Origin of the sequence: Vibrio sp. TRT 17S01, from assembly GCF_050113695.1 — a bacterium.
Classification (GTDB): domain Bacteria; phylum Pseudomonadota; class Gammaproteobacteria; order Enterobacterales; family Vibrionaceae; genus Vibrio.
Genome location: NZ_JBNJOG010000004.1, coordinates 357,837 through 378,982 on the forward strand (window position 1 = coordinate 357,837; position 21,146 = coordinate 378,982).

Sequence of the window (21,146 nt, forward strand, 5' to 3'; positions counted from 1 at the left end):
CCATGTTAAGTGGCTAAAATAATGGACTATTGATGAAACTAAAAAAAATCGACAAACAACTATACCGCTCACGTTTAAACATGGTCATTGTCTTGTGCATTGGTATCTTAGCCGCTTCTAGCCTTGCAATCTCTCAAACACTCATTGCCCTCTTTCCATCAGAGTCTGGTTCCCATTTCCATTGGAATTTGCTTGGTGTCATTGTCAGTGCAATCGGGCTGGTGGTGGCATTAATCAAAGTAAAGTCGCATCCTAAAATGTATGAAGTCGCCTACGTGTGGGACCTAAAACAAGCACTCAACCAAATCTACCGTAAAAAGAGAGCACTTGATGCCGCCGCTGCTGAAGGTAACGCAGATGCGATGTTAGCCCTTCAATTTAGCTACGAAGGCTCTCGCCAACTCTGGCAACTCGACGACAATACCCTTACGATGGAAAGCTTAGCCGCCGCCCAAAACAAGCTTGATGAGCTGGCTGAAAAGCACAGTATTAAGCTGGATATTGCGAACTACCACGCTGGAATTCTAAAAGCGTTTTAGTCGGTTTATTTGGGTTGCTACAAATAAGAAGGATAGACAAAGGCAAGGTTTAACCCTTAAATTCTTTACAAGTGATTAAGCTGATGATTTAGCTTAGTATACTCACAAAGAGAATCGACAAGAGAGTGTGATGATATGTCAAAAACAGCGAAGCTCCATAACGAAGATAAGTTAGTTAAAAAGGCGTTAGAGATCGGTGGCAAGATGGCTAAAATGCAAGGATTTGATTTGCCAGAATCTCCGCAGCCAGTCAGAGTCAAAGCCATCTATCTCTTTTTAGTCGATGCCAAGCAAATTGCGCCACTTCCAGAAAGTAAACTCGATGGTGCCAACATCAAACACAGGCTAGCGCTGTGGATTCATAACGCGTTGCCAGACAACGACCCTCTAAAATAAAAATCTCTATCATCCTATTAAGCGCTGAAACAGGCGCTTTTTAGGAGCGAACCTCACAACCAACAAGTAGAGTGCGTGGCGCTAACTCGCCTCCGTCCATCTTCTGTATACCAACAAATCTTATCGAGTTATTAATGTATATCGCACCTCAAGGCGAGTTGGGATGTTCGGTAGTATTGGTTTACAAAACAGAATCAAAATTGCTAAAGATAAGCTCCGAGAAGCGCTACAATGCTCGCGTTGCAAGAGCGCAACATGGAATACTCATTCACAGAAACCCTAAAGTAACCATACATGTCTAAAGATTTCGAATTCACCACAGAATATACGCTCGACAAACCCTTCTTCGCCGAGTGTTATGACCAAACTAGCCAGCCTGTTAAGTTCCCACAAGCGTATTTGAAAGGGATGCTCTTTCTTATTTTTGGTGTGGTTTTACTGGAGTTTGAACTGCTACCTAACGGTTATGTTGGTTGGTTCTTTATTGTATTGAGTGTGATTGAAGCGTGCAGTGTTTACTTCAAAAGAACGTGGTGGTTGTGGCGACAAACCATCAGCTCTAGCCGTGGCAATAAAGTGGTGTTTCAAGTTAACGCGGATGGAGTGCGCTACAAAAGCGGAAAAATCGACCGAAGCATTACTTGGAGTGAAATTGATCAACTCGAACAAACCGATTTGGGCTTTATTCTTCATCTGGGTAAACAACGTCAGTACATCAGCAAATCTTGCTTAAATAAAGATGTGATCGCGTTTATGGTTAAGCAGCACGAAGCAGCGAAAACGAATTGATGTTGTTGAGCGTAACTAGGTTTTGCCTCAAAAAGAGCTATGGCACAAATTGTTGTTCTCGATGATTTACTAGTTTCGAGATATAAAAAGTAATGGATAGCAAGAGGCAAGACCTGACCCCATCTCATGCACACCTATAGCACTGTTGCTTAAGAAGAAATTTGTTTTTGTAGTAGCTCTAATTTGTGAAGGAACTCTGGAGCTTTAGCCATACCTCCATCTCTCCAATAACGTTTAGATTCAGTCATAGCTTCGTGAGCTCTATCCATCAATTTTTCATAATCTGAATAAACTATTTGGCTGCCTATAGGTACACCATGATCCAAGCCTTTAAGTGCGATAAAGCTTTCTAAGTGTTGTCTCATTTCAAATTTGGCTGTAGCTGCCGTTTTGTTTTGTTTTGTTTTGTTGGGTACAATACTCTAAGAAGTTTGGAATAGAAGTTGATGCTTCTACACAAATAGCGATCATTCCTTCAAGTTCCGCAATAGAACAGAAGTGGATATTTTCTATTGGAATCTTGTTTTCTACGACTTTGTGAATCTTGTCTTCGCTGAATTCTCCCAAATATTCAGCCAGTTGTGCTCCACCGCCAAAGTAAAATTCTTTGTGGCTGACCACTAGAGCATATCTATCACTATAATCGGCAAAGTCTGGGTATTGCGTTTTGCTCAATAATTGAGAGCATTCTGCCGCTTGTTCAACCCCTTTTAGGAGGGTATCTCGGAGTTTTTCTTTAACGGTTTTTGAACTATCTGTTGTTAGAAGTACATCTTTAGGTTCAACGCCTTTTGCATCAAAAAGAACACTTTTACCATCAACGTTCAACAAGAAATCGACTACTTTTCCATCTATATTGTGTTTTTTATAGTGCTGCTCAATAGAACTTTCAGGTACTACAGGGATGCTGAAGTCGTTGAACGTATTAGCCATGTAGCTTTCAAAAGCCCGTGAGAACCTATTCCTAAATGTTGAGGGATTGTCCTCTTTGAGAATGCGAAGCACAAATTCACTTATTCCAATACTTGCTACATATGTGTGTAGTGGTGCAAGAAGAAGGCGTAAGCAGGAGAGGAAACTTAGTTAGTTGAGTTTCAGCACAATATTCGCTCTTTTTTAGTGGTCCTAATCGTTCACGTCGATCTTTGAAGTATGTGCGTAGCTCCTCCCAATTGGCTCCTAAGGATTTAAGAACCAAAGTGATCTCATCTATGCTGTAAGAAGGGTGGAAATTTGTTAGTAAATCTTTATACGGTAAGTATACAGACTTAACATTGGCAAATAGTTGGAGCATTAGTAAAGACAAACTATAGAATCGTTCAAGCTCAATGCCAGTTAGTTTTTTAAATGACTGTTCAAACTGTGGGCTATTATTTACCGAAACCATAATGCTATACAGACGAACAAGGAAGTAGGCGTGAAGAATTTGAGGTTGCTGGAAGCGTAATTGTGTTAGTAGAAATGGGCGCAATGCTAACATTAGCGACTCACTACTTGTAGACAAGATAGTTGCTTCTCCTTGTAGTGCCCATATTTTGTTAAGTAGCTCATGCACGTCTTTCGGTTCTGCACTTTTAGCATTGGTGTGTGGGTTAACTTCTAATATCCATTCAAGCAATAGGCAGCTAACCCAAGCGCGCTCCATAGCTACAGGGCCTTCATGGTTAGCATGCAATCGTTGGAGTGTAATCTCTATCAGAGATTCAGTAGTGAAGGTTTTAAGTTTGTTTCTGATATTTTTGACTTGCTCATCATACGACATGGAAAATGGCCTATCTCATTTGGGCTATAGAAGTTATGCCTAGAACATCGATGTTATTCATCGGGCATGCATACTGTAAAGGTAACAATTTTCTAGGGCTTACGTAAAAAGGAACGTCACCATTTTGTGGTTCAGTTATCCATTGATCTGCACCTGCGAAACTGGACACTTTACTAAGCGACTTTCCCATACCCGAAGTTATCCGTATTTTTCTAATTTAAGTATTTAGTCTAAGTAGCCTTTGTCCAAAAGTGAGTTATAAAATCTTTCCCAAAAACAAAAAAGGCGAACCAAACGGTTCGCCTTTGTCTATTTAGATTCTACAAAAATTAATCTTCGTAGTTATCGATGCTTGGGCACGAGCAGATTAGGTTACGGTCGCCGTATACGTTATCTACGCGGTTTACTGTTGGCCAGTACTTCCAAGATTTGGTTGCTTTAGAAGGGAAGCAGCCAAGCTCGCGAGAGTATGGGCGATCCCATTCATCTTTCGCTAGGTCAACTTGAGTGTGTGGCGCGTTAACAAGCGGGTTGTTATCTAGCGGCCATTCACCGTTCTTAACCTTTGTCATCTCTTCACGGATTGCGATCATCGCATCACAGAAGCGGTCTAGCTCTTCTAAGTCTTCCGATTCTGTTGGCTCAACCATTAGCGTGCCTGCTACAGGGAACGACATGGTAGGTGCGTGGAAACCGTAGTCCATTAGACGCTTCGCGATGTCTTCTTCGCTTATGCCTGTTTCTTCTTTTAGTGGACGAATGTCGATAATACATTCGTGCGCTACACGGCCGTTTGAGCCACGGTAAAGAACAGGGTAGTGAGGGCGCAATTGCTCCATCACGTAGTTCGCGTTCAGAATCGCTACTTTTGTTGCGTCTGTTAGGCCAGCTTCGCCCATCATTGCGATGTAAGCCCAAGAGATAGGCAGGATAGACGCGCTACCCATGTCCGCTGCGGATACTGCGAAGTTTTCGCCGTCTGCACCGTTTTCAATGTGACCCGGTAGGAAAGGTGCTAGGTGCGATTTCACACCGATAGGACCCATGCCCGGACCGCCACCACCGTGTGGGATACAGAAGGTTTTATGTAGGTTTAGGTGAGAAACGTCTGAGCCAATAAAGCCCGGCGTTGTTAGACCAACCTGTGCGTTCATGTTTGCGCCGTCTAGGTAAACCTGACCGCCCGCAGCATGAACCATTTCACACACTTCTTTCACTTGTTCTTCGTATACGCCGTGCGTAGAAGGGTAAGTGATCATGATGCTTGATAGGTTGTCTTTGTGCTTCTCGATTTTCGCTGCTAGGTCGTCGATGTCGATGTTACCTTCTTCATCACACTTAACCACAACCACTTTCATTGACACCATAGATGCTGTCGCAGGGTTAGTACCGTGCGCAGAGCTTGGGATCAAACATACGTTACGGTGACCTTCGCCACGGCTTTCGTGGTAGCGTTGAATCGCGATAAGACCGGCGTACTCACCAGATGCACCAGAGTTTGGTTGTAGTGAGAATGCGTCGTAGCCTGTGATTTCACATAGCTTCTCTTTAAGATCTTTGGCTAGTGCTGCGTAACCGGCTGCTTGTTCTGCTGGTGCGAACGGGTGGATCGAACCAAACTCAGGCCAAGTTACTGGGATCATCTCTGCCGCTGCGTTCAGCTTCATCGTACAGCTGCCCAGTGGGATCATGCCGTGCGTAAGCGAGAAGTCTTTGTTCTCTAGCTGTTTTAGGTAACGCATCATCTGTGTTTCGCTGTGGTGCGTGTTAAACACAGGGTGCGTTAGGTATTCTGTTGTGCGGCGCAGTGCTTCTGGAATCGCTGCAAACTCGTTACCCGCAATTTCAGTTGATAGTGCTGCCACTTCTTCTTTCACACCGAATACTGCGAATAGGGCTTCTACGTCTGCCACGGTTGTGGTTTCGTCGAAGCTTACACCTAGCTGAGTACCCAAGTTACGTAGGTTGATGTCTGCGGCTAGTGCTTTCGCGTATAGGTCTTCAGTTTGTGCATCAGTGTTGATGGTGATGGTGTCGAAGAAGCTGTTGTGAGCAAGCTCGAAGCCGCCTTTTGTTAGGCCAGCAGCTAGGATAGCGGTCATGTGGTGCGTACGACGAGCAATCGTACGTAGACCTTCCGCGCCGTGGTAAACCGCGTAGAAAGATGCCATGTTGGCGAGCAGTGCTTGCGCGGTACAGATGTTTGATGTCGCTTTTTCGCGGCGGATGTGCTGCTCACGCGTTTGCATTGCCATACGCAGAGCTTGGTTACCGTTGGTATCGATAGATACACCGATAACACGACCCGGCATCGTACGCTTGTGCTTGTCACGCGTTGCCATAAATGCAGCGTGTGGACCGCCGTAACCCATAGGTACGCCGAAACGTTGTGCAGAACCAATAGCGACGTCTGCGCCCATTTCACCTGCAGGTTTTAGTAGGGCAGAAGCCAATAGATCCGTTGCTACGGTAACCAGTGTTTTGTTTGCTTGCGCTTTTGCGATGATGTCCGTTAGGTCACGAACCTCACCCGTAGTGCCGGGGTATTGGACCAGTGCGCCAAACACATCTTGTTCTGGTAGTGATTCTAGTGAACCGACAAGAACATCAAAGCCGATGTATTTTGCACGTGTCTTAACGACTTCAAGCGTTTGTGGGTGAACATCGTCAGCAACAAAAAAGACGTTACTCTTGCTCTTACCCGCACGCTTACACAGTGTCATCGCTTCTGCTGCTGCCGTTGCCTCATCAAGCAATGACGCGTTCGCGATTTCCATACCAGTTAGATCCATCACCATTTGCTGGTAGTTTAGCAGTGCTTCTAAACGACCTTGTGAGATCTCTGGTTGGTAAGGGGTGTATGCGGTATACCAGCCCGGGTTTTCCATCACATTACGTAGAATCACGTTTGGGGTGAAGGTGTTGTAGTAACCCTGACCGATGAATGTACGTTTAACTTGGTTTTGGTCAGCGAATTTGCGCATTGCAGCCAGCATATCGGCTTCGCTCTTCGCTTCTGCCAAGTTCAATGGTTGTTCTAGGCGAATTTGCGCTGGTACGGTTTCATTGATAAGCGCATCGAGGCTAATTGCGTTGATCGCTTCCAACATTTTTTGTTGGTCTGATTTGTTTGGTCCGTTGTGGCGAGCAACAAACTCGTTTTGTGTGCTGAGGCTTTGAAGTAATTCAGTCATGGTCCTTTACCTACTCCGTGGTTCGGGTAACTGATAAATTTAATTATACATCCGAACCTTAGAAAAAAGCTGCCCGAGATAGGTTCATCAAGGGCAGCTTTTGGGTTTCTGGTTTACTCGTCTTCGATCGAGTTTAGGTATTCTTCGGCGTCTTTTAGGTTGCCAAGCTCAGATGGGTCAGACATCTTCACTTTTACAATCCAGCCGCCTTCATACGGTTCTTCGTTGATTAGCTCTGGGCTATCTTCCAACTCTTCGTTGATTTCTACCACTTCACCTGTGATTGGTGCGTAGATATCGGAAGCTGCTTTCACAGACTCAACAAGTGAGAAACTGTCGCCTGCTTCGATTTCGTCTTCCACGTCTGGTAGGTCAACGAAAACCACATCGCCAAGCATTTCCTGAGCGTGTTCAGAAATACCAATCGTTACGGTGCCGTCACCATTGTCACGTACCCATTCGTGGCTATCTGCAAACTTCAGTGTGTTGTCCATTGCTTAATCTCCAAAATGTTTGTAAAGATTTAAAATTATTTATTGGTAAAGTGGGAAACGATGACACAGCGCTTTTACTTCTTTGCGAACGCGTTGTTCGACGGCTGCGTTTCCTTCAGGATTTTCAACTAATCCGTCCAGTACATCGCCAATCCAGTTACCGATGAGTCTAAATTCTTCAGCGCCAAAGCCGCGGCTTGTACCCGCAGGCGTCCCTAAACGGATGCCCGATGTAATCATAGGCTTCTCTGTATCAAATGGGATGCCATTTTTGTTACATGTGATCCCAGCACGCTCAAGCGCTTCTTCTGCTTTATTGCCTTTGAGCCCTTTTGGCCTTAGGTCAACCAGCATTAAATGCGTATCGGTTCCGCCAGTCACAATGTCACAACCGCGAGTTTGCAATACTTGAGCAAGAACTTTTGCGTTGTCGATCACTGAATCGATATAACTGCTGAACTCTGGTCCCAAAGCTTCACCAAAAGCGACAGCTTTTGCTGCGATGACGTGCATCAGTGGGCCACCTTGCAAGCCGGGGAATACGGCTGAGTTGATTTTTTTGATGATGTCTTCGTGGTTGGTCAGGATCATACCGCCACGAGGGCCGCGCAATGTTTTGTGTGTTGTGGTTGTCACAACATGTGCGTGAGGAAGCGGGCTAGGGTGCGCACCTGTTGCGATAAGGCCGGCGATGTGCGCCATGTCGACCATAAGAATCGCGTTGACTTCATCTGCGATTTCTCGGAATTTTGCAAAGTCGATAGTTCGTGGAATAGCACTACCACCTGCGATGATCATTTTAGGTTGGTGCTCAAGTGCTAGCTGGCGAACGTCTTCGTAGTTGATTTCTAGCGTTTCACGGTCGACGCCATATTGAACGGCGTTAAACCATTTACCAGAAAGAGCAGGGCGCGCGCCGTGCGTTAGGTGACCACCTGCGTCTAGAGACATACCAAGGATGGTGTCGTCCGGTTGAAGCAGTGCCAGTTTCACGGCACCGTTTGCTTGCGCGCCGGAGTGTGGTTGAACGTTTGCGTATTCACAATTGAAAAGTTTCTTAGCACGCTCGATAGCAATGGCTTCCACTGTATCAACGTGCTCACAACCACCATAGTAACGGCGACCTGGGTAACCTTCAGCGTATTTGTTGGTCAGGCATGTGCCTTGCGCTTGCATTACCGCTTTAGAAACAATGTTTTCTGAAGCGATAAGCTCAATTTGTTCATTTTGACGTGTGTTTTCTGCTTGAATACCGGCAAAAACGGCATCATCCATGGCAGACAAATTGGTTGAAAAAAAGTTTTCAAGGCTGTGGTTTTGGTACGTTTTGTTCATGGTAGATGACCTTCCATTTAGCCGCCGAGTAAATGTGGTTTATTTCAACTTGTCGTCTTTACTCGTCAGTTTTTTATTCTGCTAATCCGTACAAGCAGATCAGCGTGAAATCCATTCCCAACAATCGGGACAAAACCCGGCGAAGTGTTGTGAGTTCCAACCCACGTTCGCACGGTAACAGCATCTCTCAATCTAACAAGTCGGTAACATAACGGTTGATTGTGTATTAATCAATAAAAAATTTCCTATAGGAAACATGTTTTCTTTTTTTGTTATCGAGAGCACGCTTTATTTCGTCGTCTAACCTTTTTTCTACTGTGGGCTTCATGCACAATGAAACCAGACAGGAAGTAAGCAAAAAAAATGAGGGATCTATGCCGGAAGATATCTACGATGAATATCCGTCCCTGCAATTAGCAAAAGAATCACAAGAGCAAACCATTGAGCCTTTAAAGTTAGGTCAGCGGATAAAGGACATCCGTGGCAAGTTAGGTATTACGCTTGAAGAGGCGAGCCAAAGAACAGGGCTGGCACGTTCCACCTTAAGTAAAATTGAGAATGAACAAATATCACCTACTTTTCAGGCAATGCAGAAACTGGCGCTTGGTTTGCAAATTGATATGCCACAACTCTTTGAGCCGCCAAGGAAAAAGGTTGCCACTGGGCGCAGAGATATCACTCGTTCCGGGCTTGGAAAACCGCACCCAACTCAGACTTATGAGCATGAACTGCTCGCTACAGAACTTTCCAACAAGAAGATGATGCCGTTTAAAAGCCGAGTGCGCTCGCGTAGCTTTGATGAATACAAAGACTGGGTAAGACACGATGGCGAAGAATTTTTGTTGATCATTTCTGGGGAAGTTATGTTCTATTCCGAGTTTTATGAACCTGTTCGTATGAGTGAAGGCGACAGCGTCTACTATGACGCAAATATGGGGCATATGTTGGTCTCGGTCAGTGAAGAGGACGCCCATATTTTGTGGGTAACGGCTAAATAAAGAACATTTTTATTAAATTTCCGATAATGAAAGCAAACGTTTGCTTTTGGCGGTTAGATAAGTAAAATGGCGTCGATCTAACAACTGGAGTTGTTAATCGGCGCTTCTTTTTGTCTCTTTGAATGTGATCAAAACGTTAATCATCACATTTTCTCTTGTTCTAAACTTGTAAATGGTGCAAATTTTCTCCACTCTTGTTTATTATTGGAAACAAGGTTTCCTGATAAGGAAAACGGACCTGAACAAATGGAGACAACAATGACTCAAGAATTACTGAAAACACCACTGCATACGCTGCATGTTGAAGCGGGTGCAAAGATGGTTCCGTTTGCTGGTTATGACATGCCAGTTCAATACAAACTTGGTGTAAAGAAAGAGCACTTACATACTCGTGATTCTGCGGGGCTATTTGATGTTTCTCATATGGGGCAATTGCGATTGCATGGTGAGGGTGCGGCGGCATTTCTTGAGTCATTAGTGCCAGTCGATATTATCGATCTACCACAAGGCAACCAACGTTACGCATTTTTCACTAATGATGAAGGTGGCATCATGGATGATCTCATGGTGGCAAACCTTGGTGATCATTTGTTTGTTGTGGTTAATGCGGCGTGCAAAGAACAAGATATTAGCCATTTGAAAGCGCATTTGCCGTCAGATGTGACATTAGAAGTAATTGAAGACCGTGCATTACTCGCACTGCAAGGACCAAAAGCCGTTGATGTGCTAAAACGCTTCGCTCCCGAAGTGGCTGATATGCTGTTTATGGATGTGAAGAAGCTGACTATCCTCGGTGTGGAATGCATTGTCAGCCGCAGTGGCTATACCGGTGAAGATGGATACGAGATTTCTGTACCAAGTACTCATGCTGCTGAACTCGCGAACCAGCTTACATCAGAAGATGAAGTCGAGTGGATTGGTTTGGGGGCGCGTGACTCTCTTCGTTTAGAATGCGGTTTGTGTTTGTATGGGCACGATCTGGATACAACAACAACACCGGTTGAGGCGAGTTTACTATGGGGTATTCAGAAGGTTCGTCGTGCTGGTGGCGAGCGTGAAGGAGGCTTCCCTGGCGCAGACATTATTCTCAAGCAAATCGAGACTAAAGATGTCGCGCGTAAGCGTGTTGGTTTAGTCGGCCAAACCAAAGCGCCGGTTCGTGAAGGTACGGAGTTATTTGATGCAGAGAACAACAAAATTGGTGTGGTAACCAGCGGTACGGCCGGACCAAATGCAGGAAAACCAGTTTCAATGGCGTATGTGAATGCGAACCTTGCGGTTATCGGTACCGAGCTTTTTGCAGAAGTTCGCGGAAAATTACTCCCGATGATTGTTGAAAAAATGCCTTTTGTTCCACAGCGTTACTACCGTGGCTAGCACTAGATTTAAAGAATCTTAATGTGGAAACCTCCTTCGGGAGGTTTTCTTTTTTTCATTTTTCGATAAAGTTATAAGATATCGAAAATAAGAAGGATAGTGGTATGTATAAGCTTACCGCATTGATAGGGATAGCTTGTTCTGTTTCTTCATTAGCTTCGGCTACGAATGTTGAGCCTTATATTGTTAATGGCTCGCAAGTCGATGTTTCAAATTTTCCCGCAACAGCTTCACTGTTTTTTGATTCTGCAGAATTTGATAATAAGTTCTATCCAGACAGTTATTGCGGTGGAACGATATTGGATGATAACCATATTCTAACGGCTGCTCACTGTGTATATGACGATGAAGCTGCCAGATTGTTTACGGTGGTTGTTCCTCAGTTGCAAAATGAATCCGATTTCCCATCCGCGGGTTACATACAAAGACATCGTGTCAGTCAGATTTTCTACCCATCCAACTACATTGATTCAAGTGTCGAGCTTTATCCGAATGATATTGCAATTCTCAAGCTGGAAACGAGTTTGAACCTTGGCATTTCGGTGAATCGTGCGAGTAATGAAGATTATCGTCATCTAAGGGGAACGTTTACCACGGTAGGGCACGGTAATACAGTCACTGGACATGATCTTGATGACAGGTTGTTGCAGACAAACTTAGATGCTGTTGATAATTCAACTTGCCAATCTGCTTTTGTTAACGGTGATACGAAGATAACCGATAAGCAGATCTGTTTCTCTGGCGCTTTTGACAACGATACCAATCTCAGTAACTCAACGTGTAACGGGGATTCGGGAGGGCCAGTGTATTGGAGTGATGGTGGTATCCTTTATCAAGTTGGCATTACCAGTTTTGGTCCAAAAAATTGCGGGACGGGTTCAGTTACCTCCGTGTTTACAGAAATAACTGACTATGCAAGCTGGATCAATCGAGTGCTCAATGGTTCTGAATCACCATCCATGACAGCGACGGATGCTGAGCGGCAAGCTCACATCGATCAATATGGAAAAATCACATTCATCTCCGCATCAGAAGCTAATACAACGGTATCCTCACAGGAATCAGGTGGCGGTACATTAGGTTGGTTATCACTGTTAGCACTTTTAGGTCTTGTGACACGAAAAGGTCGTTATTCAAGCTGACTTAGCTCTCACATTTGACCCCTTTCCAGCCTGCTTGAGCAGATTAAACTAAACTTAAGTTTAACAACAAGCGTCAGGGAGAAGGGGTCATGAAACGGTGTTTATCTCTAATTTCGCTTCTACTTTTATCTAATTCTGTCAATGCGTTAGAAGTGGAACCTTATATTGTAAATGGCAATACGGCGAATATTGTTAACTATCCTTCTTTTGCTAGCCTCTTCTATCGCAATAACTCGGTTTACAGTTCATCCAGCTATTGTGGAGCCACAATGATCAATGCGAATTACGCATTAACAGCGGCACACTGTATTTATGGTGATAGCAACTTAATGCTTTATACCGTTGTAACCCCGCAACTTGAAGATGAAGAAAACTTCCTTTCTAATCAACAAGCTCGCGCATCTGAATTTTATTACCCAGACACTTATGTCGACTCGAGTACAGCGCTTTGGCCAGATGATATCGCTATTATTAAAGTAGAAACCCCACTCAGCGTTTCAGATTATTCCTCGCTATTAAACACCACTACCAATGATGTCTATCCCAGTGGTGGAGACTATAAAGCCATTGGTCATGGACTGGAGAACGGTAACACAGCCGGAGGGACGCAACTTCTTGAAACGACGCTGACTTTTGTCAGCAACAGTGCATGTGCTAGTTATTATGGCGCGAACCTTACGAGTTCACAGGTTTGTTTCTCAGGAGCCGTCTCAAATGGGTATCAGAACTCTACCTGTTCCGGTGATTCTGGCGGCCCAGTGTACTGGTACAACGGTAGTCAATACATACAAATAGGGATCACTAGCTTTGGGCCGACCTTGTGTGGTGACACCAGTGAACCCATCTCATCCGTTTTTACTGAAATCTATGATTATCAAAACTGGATTAATCGCGTTATTACAGGATTGGAATCACCCAAATACTATGTGCAGACCGTAAATGGCCGCCGAACTTTGATAGAAAATTCAAGTGGTAACGCGGTTGAATCCGAAACGGTAACAGAACAAAGTGGCGGTGGTGGGGGATCTGTAAATTTGTGGTGGTTGTTTGGGCTATTTTTCTGCTTTTTATGGCGAACAAACGAGCAAACTAAGATTTATATAAGAGGATAAATGCTATAAAATTCGCCAGCTTTGGACAATTGAGTAAAATCTCAAAATTAAGATACAAACTCTAAATAATTGATATAAAATGTATTTCACATTTTTATTTTGCGTAGCAATTCGCGGGCTATGTTGACTAATCGTATCTAAACGATAGTTTTATGTTACGCATAAAGTTGAGCTGGAGAGTTTTATCATGACAATTAACGCGACTCATCATTTAACCCTGTTGTCCGATGTCAGCATGCAGTCAAAGCTGTTTAAAGACTCCTTAGAGAAGGGGATTCAGCTCAGTGTAAATATCGTATCGGTCACTGAGCTTGCTCAGGCTGAAGATCCAAATTCGATGCTGGCTGATTACATTCTAATTGATTACTACTACCTCGATGATTCTAACTTCGATGTGTACAATCAAGCTAAAGTGGCAGGTGGTAATACTGCTAAAGAGATTGTAATCAACTGCCCGAAAGACGTGCCTTCTACCAACCTGTTTAAATGGCGTAACCTGGTTGGTGTTTTCTACGTGGATGACGATATTTCTCTGCTTCTGAAAGGCATGGAAAAGATCATGCAGGATGAAATGTGGCTATCACGTAAGGTAGCACAGGACTATATTGAACATTTCCGTTGTGCAAATACAGTAACGACATCACAGGTTTACGCAAACTTGACTAAGCGAGAGAAAGAAATCATTCGCTTGCTTGGTCACGGTGCATCAAACCTTCAGATTGCCGATGAACTGTTTGTGAGCGAAAACACAGTGAAAACGCACCTTCACAATATCTTCAAGAAGATTAATGCGAAGAACCGTTTACAAGCACTGTTGTGGGCGAACAATAACATTGCACTGGAAGAACGTGTTTAAATGAAAAGGGAGCGCAAGCTCCCTTTTTTGCGACTAACGGGTTAGCTCTCTAGTCGTAAATCGTTGGAATGGGTTGACGCTTATGTTGTGTTGCTTTGTAAATTGCAACCAATCGTTGAGTGACGTCTTCTGAAACAGGTTTACCTTCTAAGAAGTCATCGATCTGTTCGTAGGTAAGGTTTAGTGCATCTTCGTCTGCTTTTTGCGGATCAAGCTCTTCTAAATCAGCCGTAGGAACTTTTTTAACGAGTTGCTCGGGAGCACCTAGTGTTGCAGCTACTTCGCGGACTTGACGTTTATTTAAACCAAACAGAGGGGCAAGATCGCATGCGCCGTCACCAAACTTGGTATAAAAACCCGTGATGTTTTCCGCTGAATGATCAGTGCCTAATACAAGGCCGCCTGCATATCCTGCAATTTCATATTGTGCGATCATACGTGCGCGAGCTTTCACATTCCCTTTCACAAAGTCGATCTTACTTTGGTCTTGCGGTAGAAGGGGAGTATCTGCGAGTGCGACATGAGATGCGGCATGCAAACCGTCTACACCTGCCTTGATATTCACAGAGACGGAATGTGTTGGTTGAATGAAACTGAGCGCAAGCTGAGCTTCATCTTCGTCTTTTTGTTCACCATAGGGTAGGCGAACCGCAATAAACTGATAGCCACCGCCATTGTCTTCATTTAATTGGTTGATTGCTAACTGAGCTAGGCGACCGCAGGTGGTAGAGTCGACACCCCCACTGATACCAAGTACTAATGATTTGCAGCCTGCTTGCGTGAGCTTTTGTTTAATAAAGTCAACACGACGAGAAATTTCGAAGTGTGGATCAATTGAAGGTAATACGCGCATTTCATCGCGGATCTGCTGTTCCATGAGATTTCCTTCCTGCAGCATTGTTATTTCAAGATTTGATGGTGGTATCATACCGTAATGAGCAGATTAGAAAACTGTGAAGCGGTAAATCAATAATGAAAGGAAATAAAATGCTCAAAATAGCGGTTTTTGGTAGTGCATTTAACCCGCCAAGCTTAGGACATAAAAGCGTGATCGAATCGCTAAGTCACTTTGATCAAATACAACTTATCCCAAGTATCTCACATGCATGGGGTAAAGAAATGTTGGATTATGACAGGCGCTGTGAACTGGTTGATGCATTCATTGCTGATCTTTCTATGCCACAGGTTGTACGTTCAACGGTTGAAGAAGAGTTGTTTATACCCGGACAGAGCGTGACCACCTACGCAGTTTTAGAACGACTACAAAAGAATTTTCCGGATGCTGACATTACTTTTGTCCTTGGGCCAGACAATTTTTTCAGCTTCAGTAAGTTTTACAAAGCTGAGGAAATCACCAAGCGTTGGAATGTGTTAGCTTGTCCAGAGAGAGTAGCGATACGTAGTACTGATATTCGCCTTGCTTTACACAATGGGGAAGATATTTCTCACCTCACTACATTAAATGTTCAACGTATATTGGTCGATTCAAAATATTATTGATAGATGTGCCTGAAGGGGTATCAATGAATCGGTTTTATATCGGCTTAAGTCTTTGTTTTGTTTCACTTCCCTCCTTTAGCTGTGAGTTGTATCAAGTGAATGGTGAACGTGAGTCTGTCATGTTTCATTCCTCAAATGGTGTGTGTTTTTCGTTACTTGAGGGTGTTGAATACACAGTAGATAAAATCGATTCAATTACTGAAATTGCTAACGAACAACCTAAACCTGAGACAAGTTATTGGTCTGATTGGGTACTGAAGACCGAAACAGATCCGCTGATCACCCAAAGTCTTGCTCATAGCTATTTTGGTATTGGGGTTTGGATGCCATCTCAGTTGGAAGAGCGTTTTAGCTCAATGACCACTCAAGAGTGGATTATGAATCATGGGCTGCAGTTTAGTCTAGGATTTGGTGAACGGCGCATTGGAGAACCACGACTCAGATTAGACTATCGGTGGCATGATAAGCTTGATGGCGACATGATGATGCAGGTGGAATTACCATTTTAAGTCTTTGTGAGCAATATATTGCCAGCGAGGCAATATATTGCTTAGCTCAATGCAGAGCATTGCCTGCCTCGCTGTGAGTCTCTCGATTTCTAACAGAAATTTATGGCGTGAAAATTGAATCATTGCAACGAATCATTTCGATAGCAGATAGGGACGAACAATGGGTAAAGGTGTTAAGGTTGGTGATATAGGCACAGATCATGATGGCTTTCCGCCAACACCCGTGACGGCGGGTTCTCCAGACGTAAAGTTCGACTCTGTACCAGCAGCTCGGGTTGGTGATCCTCTTGCACCACATGATAAACCCAAACATCCACCTCATGGCAGAAGTATCGCATCAGGCTCTGGTACTGTGAAAATCAACGGGAAGGCGGCGGCAATTACAGGTGGAAGTGTCGATTGTGGCGGAGTTACGATTGGTAGCGCCACAGTTAATGTCGGCTCATAATACTTCAATAAAGTACAACCAATGTGGGAGGTATCACCTCCCATTTTTTGTTTTTGAATATCAAAATCCTGACATTAATCTAAAGAGAAACAAGTTGTCATTTGGGCCGATTTGTTTAGAATGCTCGGATGTTTTCTGGAAGGTACATCCGTATTTGTGCTGAACAGTAACCGAATTCGTTTTAAATTTTTACCTTTTAACCTCGTAATTGGTTGAAAAACAAAGATTTACTTTCAATGCATGTGTTGCTTGGTGTGCAACACCACTGTAAAGGAAATATAATGCCTATTATTACTCTTCCTGACGGCAGTCAGCGTCAATTTGACAACCCAGTTTCTACTCTTGAAGTCGCTCAATCTATCGGTCCGGGTCTTGCAAAAGCAACCATTGCTGGTCGTGTAAATGGCGATCGTGTTGATGCGTGTGATCTGATTGAACACGATGCAAGCCTTGAAATCATCACAGTGAAAGATGAAGTTGACGGCCTTGAAATCGTACGCCACTCATGTGCTCACCTTCTTGGTCATGCGATCAAGCAGCTTTTCCCTGAAGCGAAAATGGCGATTGGTCCTACGATCGACAACGGTTTCTACTACGATATCGACTTAGAGCACTCTCTAACGCAAGAAGATCTTGAGAAGATTGAAAAGCGTATGAAAGAGCTTGCGAAGACTAAGTACCAAGTTATCAAGAAAAAGGTTAGCTGGCAGGAAGCACGCGACGCATTTGAAGCGCGCGGTGAAACATACAAGATGGAAATCCTAGACGAGAACGTCGCTCGCGACGATCGCCCGGGTCTTTACCATCATGAAGAATACATCGATATGTGTCGTGGTCCACACGTACCACATATGGGTTTCTGTCAGCACTTCACGCTACTTAACGTAGCGGGTGCTTACTGGCGTGGTAACAGTGACAACAAGATGCTTCAACGTATCTACGGCACAGCATTCCACGACAAGAAAGCGCTGAAAGCGCATTTAACTCGCCTTGAAGAAGCAGCGAAGCGTGATCACCGTAAAATTGGTAAGCAGCTAGACCTATTCCACATGCAACAAGAAGCACCAGGAATGGTGTTCTGGCACCATAATGGCTGGTCTATCTTCCGTGACTTAGAAGTATTCGTACGTCAAAAACTGACAGAATACGATTATCAAGAAGTGAAAGGTCCATTAATGATGGACCGTGTTCTTTGGGAACGTTCGGGTCACTGGGACAAATACGCAGATGCGATGTTCACAACGTCTTCTGAGAACCGTGAATACGCAATCAAGCCTATGAACTGTCCGGGTCACGTACAGATCTTCAACCAAGGTCTAAAATCGTACCGTGACCTACCGCTACGTATGGCTGAATTCGGTTCATGTCACCGTAACGAGCCATCAGGTGCACTACACGGCATTATGCGTGTACGTGGCTTTACACAGGATGATGCACACATCTTCTGTACTGAGAGCCAAATCCAAGATGAAGTCACTGGTTGTATCAAGATGGTTTACGATACATACCAAACTTTTGGCTTCTCTAACATCGTAGTGAAACTGTCTACGCGTCCTGAAAAGCGTGTAGGTTCCGACGAAATCTGGGATCAATCTGAAGAAGCATTAAAGCTGTCTTTGGAATCGATGGATATTCCATACGAGATCCAAGAGGGCGAAGGTGCGTTTTACGGTCCTAAGATTGAATTCACGCTATACGACTGTTTAGACCGTGCATGGCAATGTGGTACTGTTCAGCTAGACTTTAACCTTCCGGGGCGTCTAGGTGCTACTTACGTAGATGAGAATAACGAACGCCAAGTGCCAGTGATGATTCACCGTGCAATCTTAGGTTCACTAGAGCGTTTCATCGGAATTCTGATCGAAGAATACTACGGCTTCTTCCCAACTTGGTTGTCGCCAGAGCAGGCGGTAATCATGAATATTACTGACAAGCAATCAGATTATGTTCAGGAAGTGGCACAAAAACTACAAAAATGTGGAATTAGAGCTAAAGCGGACTTGAGAAATGAGAAGATTGGCTTTAAAATCCGCGAACATACTTTGAAGCGTGTACCGTATATGCTTGTTTGTGGCGACCAAGAGATGGAAGCAGGCGAAATTGCAGTACGTACTCGTAAAGGCAAAGATCTCGGCAAGTTTAAAGTGGATGACTTTATTTCATACATCCAAGACGAGATCGCTAGCCGTAAGCTCAATCTGGAGGAATAAGCTATTAAAGGCGGAAGACGCGGCCAACAACCGGCCAAGCAAAATGCTCATCGTTTAAACGGTGAAATTCGTGGCGTTCGTGAAGTTCGTTTAACAGGCGCAGACGGTGAATCAGTTGGTGTTGTATCAATCCAAGAAGCAGTAGCAGCAGCTGAAGAAGCGGGTATGGATCTGGTAGAAATCAGTCCAAACGCTGAGCCACCAGTATGCCGTGTGATGGACTACGGTAAATTCCTCTTTGAGAAGAGCAAAGCTGCTAAAGAGCAGAAGAAGAAGCAAAAGCAGATCCAGATTAAGGAAGTAAAATTCCGTCCTGGAACTGATATTGGAGACTATCAGGTAAAACTACGCAACCTGACGCGTTTCCTTGAAGAAGGCAACAAAGTGAAGGTAACAATTCGCTTCCGTGGCCGAGAAATGGCACACCAAGACATCGGTGTTGACGTTCTAAATCGTCTTAAGGAAGACACTGTTGATTTAGCAGTAGTGGAATCTTTCCCTAAGAAGATCGAAGGTCGTCAGATGATCATGGTTCTTGCCCCTAAAAAGAAGTAATTAACGGCTTTGCAAGTAATGAAACTCAGCTGCCGTAAGGTGGCTGGGTTTGTTCGCCCTAATTACTATTGTTAATACAACTCAACAATGCGGAGTTATTCATCATGCCTAAGATGAAAACCAACAAAGGTGCTGCTAAGCGTTTTAAGAAAACTGCTGGTGGTATTAAGTTTAAGCACGCTACTAAACGTCACATCCTGACTAAGCGTACTACTAAGAACAAGCGTCAGCTACGTCCAAATGCAATCCTTCCTAAGTGTGAAGTGGCTGCAGTTGCTCGTATGCTACCATACGCATAATTCTTTTTAGTTTATTAATCGTTTAGTTTAGGAGAAGCATAATGCCTCGCGTAAAACGTGGTGTACAAGCTCGTGCACGTCATAAGAAAGTTCTAAAACAAGCTAAAGGTTACTACGGAGCACGTTCACGTGTTTACCGCGTAGCTTTCCAAGCAGTTACTAAAGCTGGTCAATACGCTTACCGTGACCGTCGCAACAAGAAACGTCAATTCCGTCAACTATGGATTGCACGTATCAATGCGGCATCTCGTCAAAATGGTCTATCTTACAGCCGTTTCATCAACGGTCTTAAGAAAGCATCTATCGAGATCGACCGTAAGATCCTTGCTGACATCGCGGTATTCGACAAAGCTGCATTCGCAGTGCTAGTTGAAAAAGCGAAAGCTGCTCTTTAATTAGAGTTAGTTATTAGGATTAAGGAAAGGAGAGCTTCGGCTCTCCTTTTTTGTCTTTATAAATTAGAAAGAGGACTAGTTACCCCACTCGCACCACGTTCTAAGACATGAGTGTAAATTTGGGTGGTTTTTACATCACTATGGCCTAACTGCTCTTGGACAGTCCTAATATCAGCGCCTGACTCTAGAAGATGAGTAGCAAAGCTATGGCGTAATGTATGGCACGACACATTTTTTTCTATCTCAGCGTTACGAGCTGCCGCTTTGACAGAACGCTGTAGCACTGCTTCATTAATATGCTGTCTGCGTTCAAGATTTGATTCAGGATCAATGCTCGTTCTAGACGACGGGAAAATATAGTGCCAACCAAACTCAAATTCGCATCCTGGATATTTTCTTCGAAGTGATTCTTTTACCCAGGTTCCACCATAACCTTTTGAGTTCATATCTTTATCGTAGTATCTTCTCGCAAGTGCTTCATGTTCTTTTAGCATAGGATGAAGTTCTTTCGCTAGCGTGACCGTTCTGTTCTTACCGCCTTTACCCTGCCATATTCGTATTGCACCATAGTGATAATCTATATCATGTACCCGTAGCCTTACACATTCCATTAAACGTAGGCCCGAGCCATATAACAACATTATTTGTAGTTTGTATTTCGGATTAATATGTAGAACAAAACGCCGCATTTCTTCTTTAGTAAGAACTACTGGTAATTTTCGGTCTACTAATGATTTTTGGAATTTTAGCTCTGTATTTAAAGGTGTTCTAAAGTATTCGCGATATAAAAAATGAATTGCATTTAGCGCTAAAGATTGCGTTTTGGCTGCAACTTTACCATTCATTGCAAGGTGAGATAGAAATTTCTCAACGTCTTTATCTCCAAGCTTCGAAGGATGAGTCATATGATGAAATACGATATACTTCTGTATCCATATAAGATATGCATCAATAGTGCGTGGAGAGTAATGGCGTGTATGCATGTATTCTTTCACATTCAATAAGAACTGACTTTTCATATAAATACCTGTTTATTTATCCAGTTATTTAACTTTAAGCTATTTGAAATAACTAAGAGACTTTTAGTCGTATAAGTTGAAGTGAAAATAAGCTTTCTAATACATATAAATCACAACTTTTCATTCGGTTATGTGAAATTAGTCATATGTACCCTTGCAGGAAAAGCTACATGATAGTCAGAGTGAAAAGAGACTTTTTGTAGTATAGAAAGCGTTA

23 protein-coding genes are annotated in these 21,146 nt (G+C 43.7%); 15 read left to right on the forward strand and 8 right to left on the reverse strand.

Translation table 11 applies throughout. The features are described from left to right. Window positions 1-32: 32 nt before the first annotated feature. The 3 genes from ACQEXS_RS09295 to ACQEXS_RS09305 all read left to right on the forward strand — a co-directional run bounded on the left by ACQEXS_RS09295 (window position 33) and on the right by ACQEXS_RS09305 (window position 1,724). Entirely contained in the window at window positions 33-539 is a 507-nt protein-coding gene (locus ACQEXS_RS09295) for a DUF3087 domain-containing protein (RefSeq protein WP_427013624.1), read from the forward strand. 135 nt (window positions 540-674) lie between these two features. Beyond that, window positions 675-935 (forward strand): DUF5062 family protein, encoded by a 261-nt coding sequence (locus ACQEXS_RS09300; RefSeq protein WP_367989436.1) that lies wholly within the window; start codon window positions 675-677, stop codon window positions 933-935. A 294-nt stretch (window positions 936-1,229) separates the two neighbouring features. Then, a complete protein-coding gene (locus ACQEXS_RS09305) occupies window positions 1,230-1,724 on the forward strand; it encodes a YcxB family protein (RefSeq protein WP_427013625.1) in 495 nt (164 codons plus the stop codon). 149 nt (window positions 1,725-1,873) lie between these two features. On the opposite strand, the gene ACQEXS_RS09310 is transcribed toward ACQEXS_RS09305, so the two are convergent. The 6 genes from ACQEXS_RS09310 to ACQEXS_RS09335 all read right to left on the reverse strand — a co-directional run bounded on the left by ACQEXS_RS09310 (window position 1,874) and on the right by ACQEXS_RS09335 (window position 8,509). After that, complete coding sequence (locus ACQEXS_RS09310) at window positions 1,874-2,089, reverse strand: hypothetical protein (RefSeq protein ID WP_427013626.1); 216 nt, start codon at window positions 2,087-2,089, stop codon at window positions 1,874-1,876. Between the two features lies 1 nt (window position 2,090). Next, the gene (locus tag ACQEXS_RS09315; RefSeq protein ID WP_427013627.1) at window positions 2,091-2,729 is read right to left on the reverse strand and encodes a hypothetical protein; all 639 of its coding nucleotides are present in this window, start codon (window positions 2,727-2,729) and stop codon (window positions 2,091-2,093) included. 4 nt (window positions 2,730-2,733) lie between these two features. Next, window positions 2,734-3,486, reverse strand: a complete 753-nt coding sequence (locus tag ACQEXS_RS09320) for a hypothetical protein (protein WP_427013628.1) — start codon at window positions 3,484-3,486, stop codon at window positions 2,734-2,736. Window positions 3,487-3,815: 329 nt separating this feature from the next. Then, complete coding sequence (gcvP, locus tag ACQEXS_RS09325; RefSeq protein WP_427013629.1) at window positions 3,816-6,680, reverse strand: aminomethyl-transferring glycine dehydrogenase; 2,865 nt, start codon at window positions 6,678-6,680, stop codon at window positions 3,816-3,818. A gap of 113 nt (window positions 6,681-6,793) precedes the next feature. Next, window positions 6,794-7,174, reverse strand: coding sequence for a glycine cleavage system protein GcvH (gene gcvH, locus ACQEXS_RS09330; RefSeq protein WP_367989439.1), 381 nt, complete (start codon window positions 7,172-7,174; stop codon window positions 6,794-6,796). Window positions 7,175-7,213: 39 nt separating this feature from the next. Beyond that, window positions 7,214-8,509, reverse strand: a complete 1,296-nt coding sequence (locus tag ACQEXS_RS09335) for a serine hydroxymethyltransferase (protein ID WP_427013630.1) — start codon at window positions 8,507-8,509, stop codon at window positions 7,214-7,216. 374 nt (window positions 8,510-8,883) lie between these two features. Here ACQEXS_RS09335 and ACQEXS_RS09340 point away from each other — a divergent pair, with 374 nt between their 5' ends. The 5 genes from ACQEXS_RS09340 (at window position 8,884) to ACQEXS_RS09360 (ending at window position 13,994) form a co-directional block, all read left to right on the forward strand. Continuing rightward, window positions 8,884-9,507, forward strand: a complete 624-nt coding sequence (locus tag ACQEXS_RS09340) for a helix-turn-helix domain-containing protein (RefSeq protein WP_367989441.1) — start codon at window positions 8,884-8,886, stop codon at window positions 9,505-9,507. 258 nt (window positions 9,508-9,765) lie between these two features. After that, a complete protein-coding gene (gene gcvT, locus ACQEXS_RS09345) occupies window positions 9,766-10,884 on the forward strand; it encodes a glycine cleavage system aminomethyltransferase GcvT (protein WP_427013631.1) in 1,119 nt (372 codons plus the stop codon). A 104-nt stretch (window positions 10,885-10,988) separates the two neighbouring features. After that, entirely contained in the window at window positions 10,989-12,026 is a 1,038-nt protein-coding gene (locus tag ACQEXS_RS09350; protein WP_427013632.1) for a S1 family peptidase, read from the forward strand. A gap of 89 nt (window positions 12,027-12,115) precedes the next feature. Continuing rightward, window positions 12,116-13,138: a trypsin-like serine protease gene (locus ACQEXS_RS09355; RefSeq protein ID WP_427013633.1), complete on the forward strand. Its 1,023-nt coding sequence runs from the start codon at window positions 12,116-12,118 to the stop codon at window positions 13,136-13,138. A gap of 187 nt (window positions 13,139-13,325) precedes the next feature. Continuing rightward, entirely contained in the window at window positions 13,326-13,994 is a 669-nt protein-coding gene (locus tag ACQEXS_RS09360) for a LuxR C-terminal-related transcriptional regulator (protein ID WP_367989445.1), read from the forward strand. Window positions 13,995-14,043: 49 nt separating this feature from the next. Here the strand turns inward: ACQEXS_RS09360 and nadE are convergent, their stop codons facing one another. Then, complete coding sequence (gene nadE / locus ACQEXS_RS09365; protein ID WP_427013634.1) at window positions 14,044-14,871, reverse strand: ammonia-dependent NAD(+) synthetase; 828 nt, start codon at window positions 14,869-14,871, stop codon at window positions 14,044-14,046. 110 nt (window positions 14,872-14,981) lie between these two features. Between nadE and ACQEXS_RS09370 the strand changes: the two genes are divergently transcribed. The 7 genes from ACQEXS_RS09370 to rplT all read left to right on the forward strand — a co-directional run bounded on the left by ACQEXS_RS09370 (window position 14,982) and on the right by rplT (window position 19,910). Continuing rightward, a complete protein-coding gene (locus ACQEXS_RS09370) occupies window positions 14,982-15,494 on the forward strand; it encodes a nicotinate-nicotinamide nucleotide adenylyltransferase (protein ID WP_427013635.1) in 513 nt (170 codons plus the stop codon). Between the two features lie 23 nt (window positions 15,495-15,517). Continuing rightward, entirely contained in the window at window positions 15,518-16,003 is a 486-nt protein-coding gene (locus tag ACQEXS_RS09375) for a hypothetical protein (RefSeq protein WP_427013636.1), read from the forward strand. 160 nt (window positions 16,004-16,163) lie between these two features. Continuing rightward, window positions 16,164-16,451 carry a type VI secretion system PAAR protein gene (locus ACQEXS_RS09380; RefSeq protein ID WP_367989449.1) on the forward strand — a complete coding sequence of 96 codons (288 nt, stop codon included), beginning with the start codon at window positions 16,164-16,166 and terminating at the stop codon, window positions 16,449-16,451. Between the two features lie 281 nt (window positions 16,452-16,732). Then, a complete protein-coding gene (gene thrS, locus ACQEXS_RS09385; protein WP_367989450.1) occupies window positions 16,733-18,661 on the forward strand; it encodes a threonine--tRNA ligase in 1,929 nt (642 codons plus the stop codon). 3 nt (window positions 18,662-18,664) lie between these two features. Further along, a complete protein-coding gene (gene infC / locus ACQEXS_RS09390) occupies window positions 18,665-19,216 on the forward strand; it encodes a translation initiation factor IF-3 (protein ID WP_374144851.1) in 552 nt (183 codons plus the stop codon). Between the two features lie 104 nt (window positions 19,217-19,320). Continuing rightward, window positions 19,321-19,515 carry a 50S ribosomal protein L35 gene (gene rpmI / locus ACQEXS_RS09395; protein ID WP_004411425.1) on the forward strand — a complete coding sequence of 65 codons (195 nt, stop codon included), beginning with the start codon at window positions 19,321-19,323 and terminating at the stop codon, window positions 19,513-19,515. A gap of 41 nt (window positions 19,516-19,556) precedes the next feature. Then, window positions 19,557-19,910, forward strand: a complete 354-nt coding sequence (gene rplT, locus ACQEXS_RS09400) for a 50S ribosomal protein L20 (protein WP_004401084.1) — start codon at window positions 19,557-19,559, stop codon at window positions 19,908-19,910. A gap of 56 nt (window positions 19,911-19,966) precedes the next feature. Here the strand turns inward: rplT and ACQEXS_RS09405 are convergent, their stop codons facing one another. After that, window positions 19,967-20,929 carry an integron integrase gene (locus ACQEXS_RS09405; protein ID WP_427013637.1) on the reverse strand — a complete coding sequence of 321 codons (963 nt, stop codon included), beginning with the start codon at window positions 20,927-20,929 and terminating at the stop codon, window positions 19,967-19,969. Window positions 20,930-21,146: the final 217 nt, after the last annotated feature.

Bases quoted from the DNA above. Each gene is read 5' to 3' on its own strand.
- ACQEXS_RS09320 (WP_427013628.1), bottom strand. From the start codon at position 3,486: ATGTCGTATGATGAGCAAGTCAAAAATATCAGAAACAAACTTAAAACC.
- ACQEXS_RS09305 (WP_427013625.1), top strand. From the start codon at position 1,230: ATGTCTAAAGATTTCGAATTCACCACAGAATATACGCTCGACAAACCC.
- rpmI (WP_004411425.1), top strand. From the start codon at position 19,321: ATGCCTAAGATGAAAACCAACAAAGGTGCTGCTAAGCGTTTTAAGAAA.
- ACQEXS_RS09300 (WP_367989436.1), top strand. From the start codon at position 675: ATGTCAAAAACAGCGAAGCTCCATAACGAAGATAAGTTAGTTAAAAAG.
- ACQEXS_RS09335 (WP_427013630.1), bottom strand. From the start codon at position 8,509: ATGAACAAAACGTACCAAAACCACAGCCTTGAAAACTTTTTTTCAACC.
- ACQEXS_RS09355 (WP_427013633.1), top strand. From the start codon at position 12,116: ATGAAACGGTGTTTATCTCTAATTTCGCTTCTACTTTTATCTAATTCT.
- gcvT (WP_427013631.1), top strand. From the start codon at position 9,766: ATGACTCAAGAATTACTGAAAACACCACTGCATACGCTGCATGTTGAA.
- ACQEXS_RS09380 (WP_367989449.1), top strand. From the start codon at position 16,164: ATGGGTAAAGGTGTTAAGGTTGGTGATATAGGCACAGATCATGATGGC.
- rplT (WP_004401084.1), top strand. From the start codon at position 19,557: ATGCCTCGCGTAAAACGTGGTGTACAAGCTCGTGCACGTCATAAGAAA.
- ACQEXS_RS09370 (WP_427013635.1), top strand. From the start codon at position 14,982: ATGCTCAAAATAGCGGTTTTTGGTAGTGCATTTAACCCGCCAAGCTTA.
- gcvH (WP_367989439.1), bottom strand. From the start codon at position 7,174: ATGGACAACACACTGAAGTTTGCAGATAGCCACGAATGGGTACGTGAC.
- gcvP (WP_427013629.1), bottom strand. From the start codon at position 6,680: ATGACTGAATTACTTCAAAGCCTCAGCACACAAAACGAGTTTGTTGCT.
- nadE (WP_427013634.1), bottom strand. From the start codon at position 14,871: ATGGAACAGCAGATCCGCGATGAAATGCGCGTATTACCTTCAATTGAT.
- thrS (WP_367989450.1), top strand. From the start codon at position 16,733: ATGCCTATTATTACTCTTCCTGACGGCAGTCAGCGTCAATTTGACAAC.
- ACQEXS_RS09340 (WP_367989441.1), top strand. From the start codon at position 8,884: ATGCCGGAAGATATCTACGATGAATATCCGTCCCTGCAATTAGCAAAA.
- ACQEXS_RS09405 (WP_427013637.1), bottom strand. From the start codon at position 20,929: ATGAAAAGTCAGTTCTTATTGAATGTGAAAGAATACATGCATACACGC.
- ACQEXS_RS09350 (WP_427013632.1), top strand. From the start codon at position 10,989: ATGTATAAGCTTACCGCATTGATAGGGATAGCTTGTTCTGTTTCTTCA.
- ACQEXS_RS09295 (WP_427013624.1), top strand. From the start codon at position 33: ATGAAACTAAAAAAAATCGACAAACAACTATACCGCTCACGTTTAAAC.
- ACQEXS_RS09360 (WP_367989445.1), top strand. From the start codon at position 13,326: ATGACAATTAACGCGACTCATCATTTAACCCTGTTGTCCGATGTCAGC.
- ACQEXS_RS09310 (WP_427013626.1), bottom strand. From the start codon at position 2,089: ATGAGACAACACTTAGAAAGCTTTATCGCACTTAAAGGCTTGGATCAT.
- ACQEXS_RS09375 (WP_427013636.1), top strand. From the start codon at position 15,518: ATGAATCGGTTTTATATCGGCTTAAGTCTTTGTTTTGTTTCACTTCCC.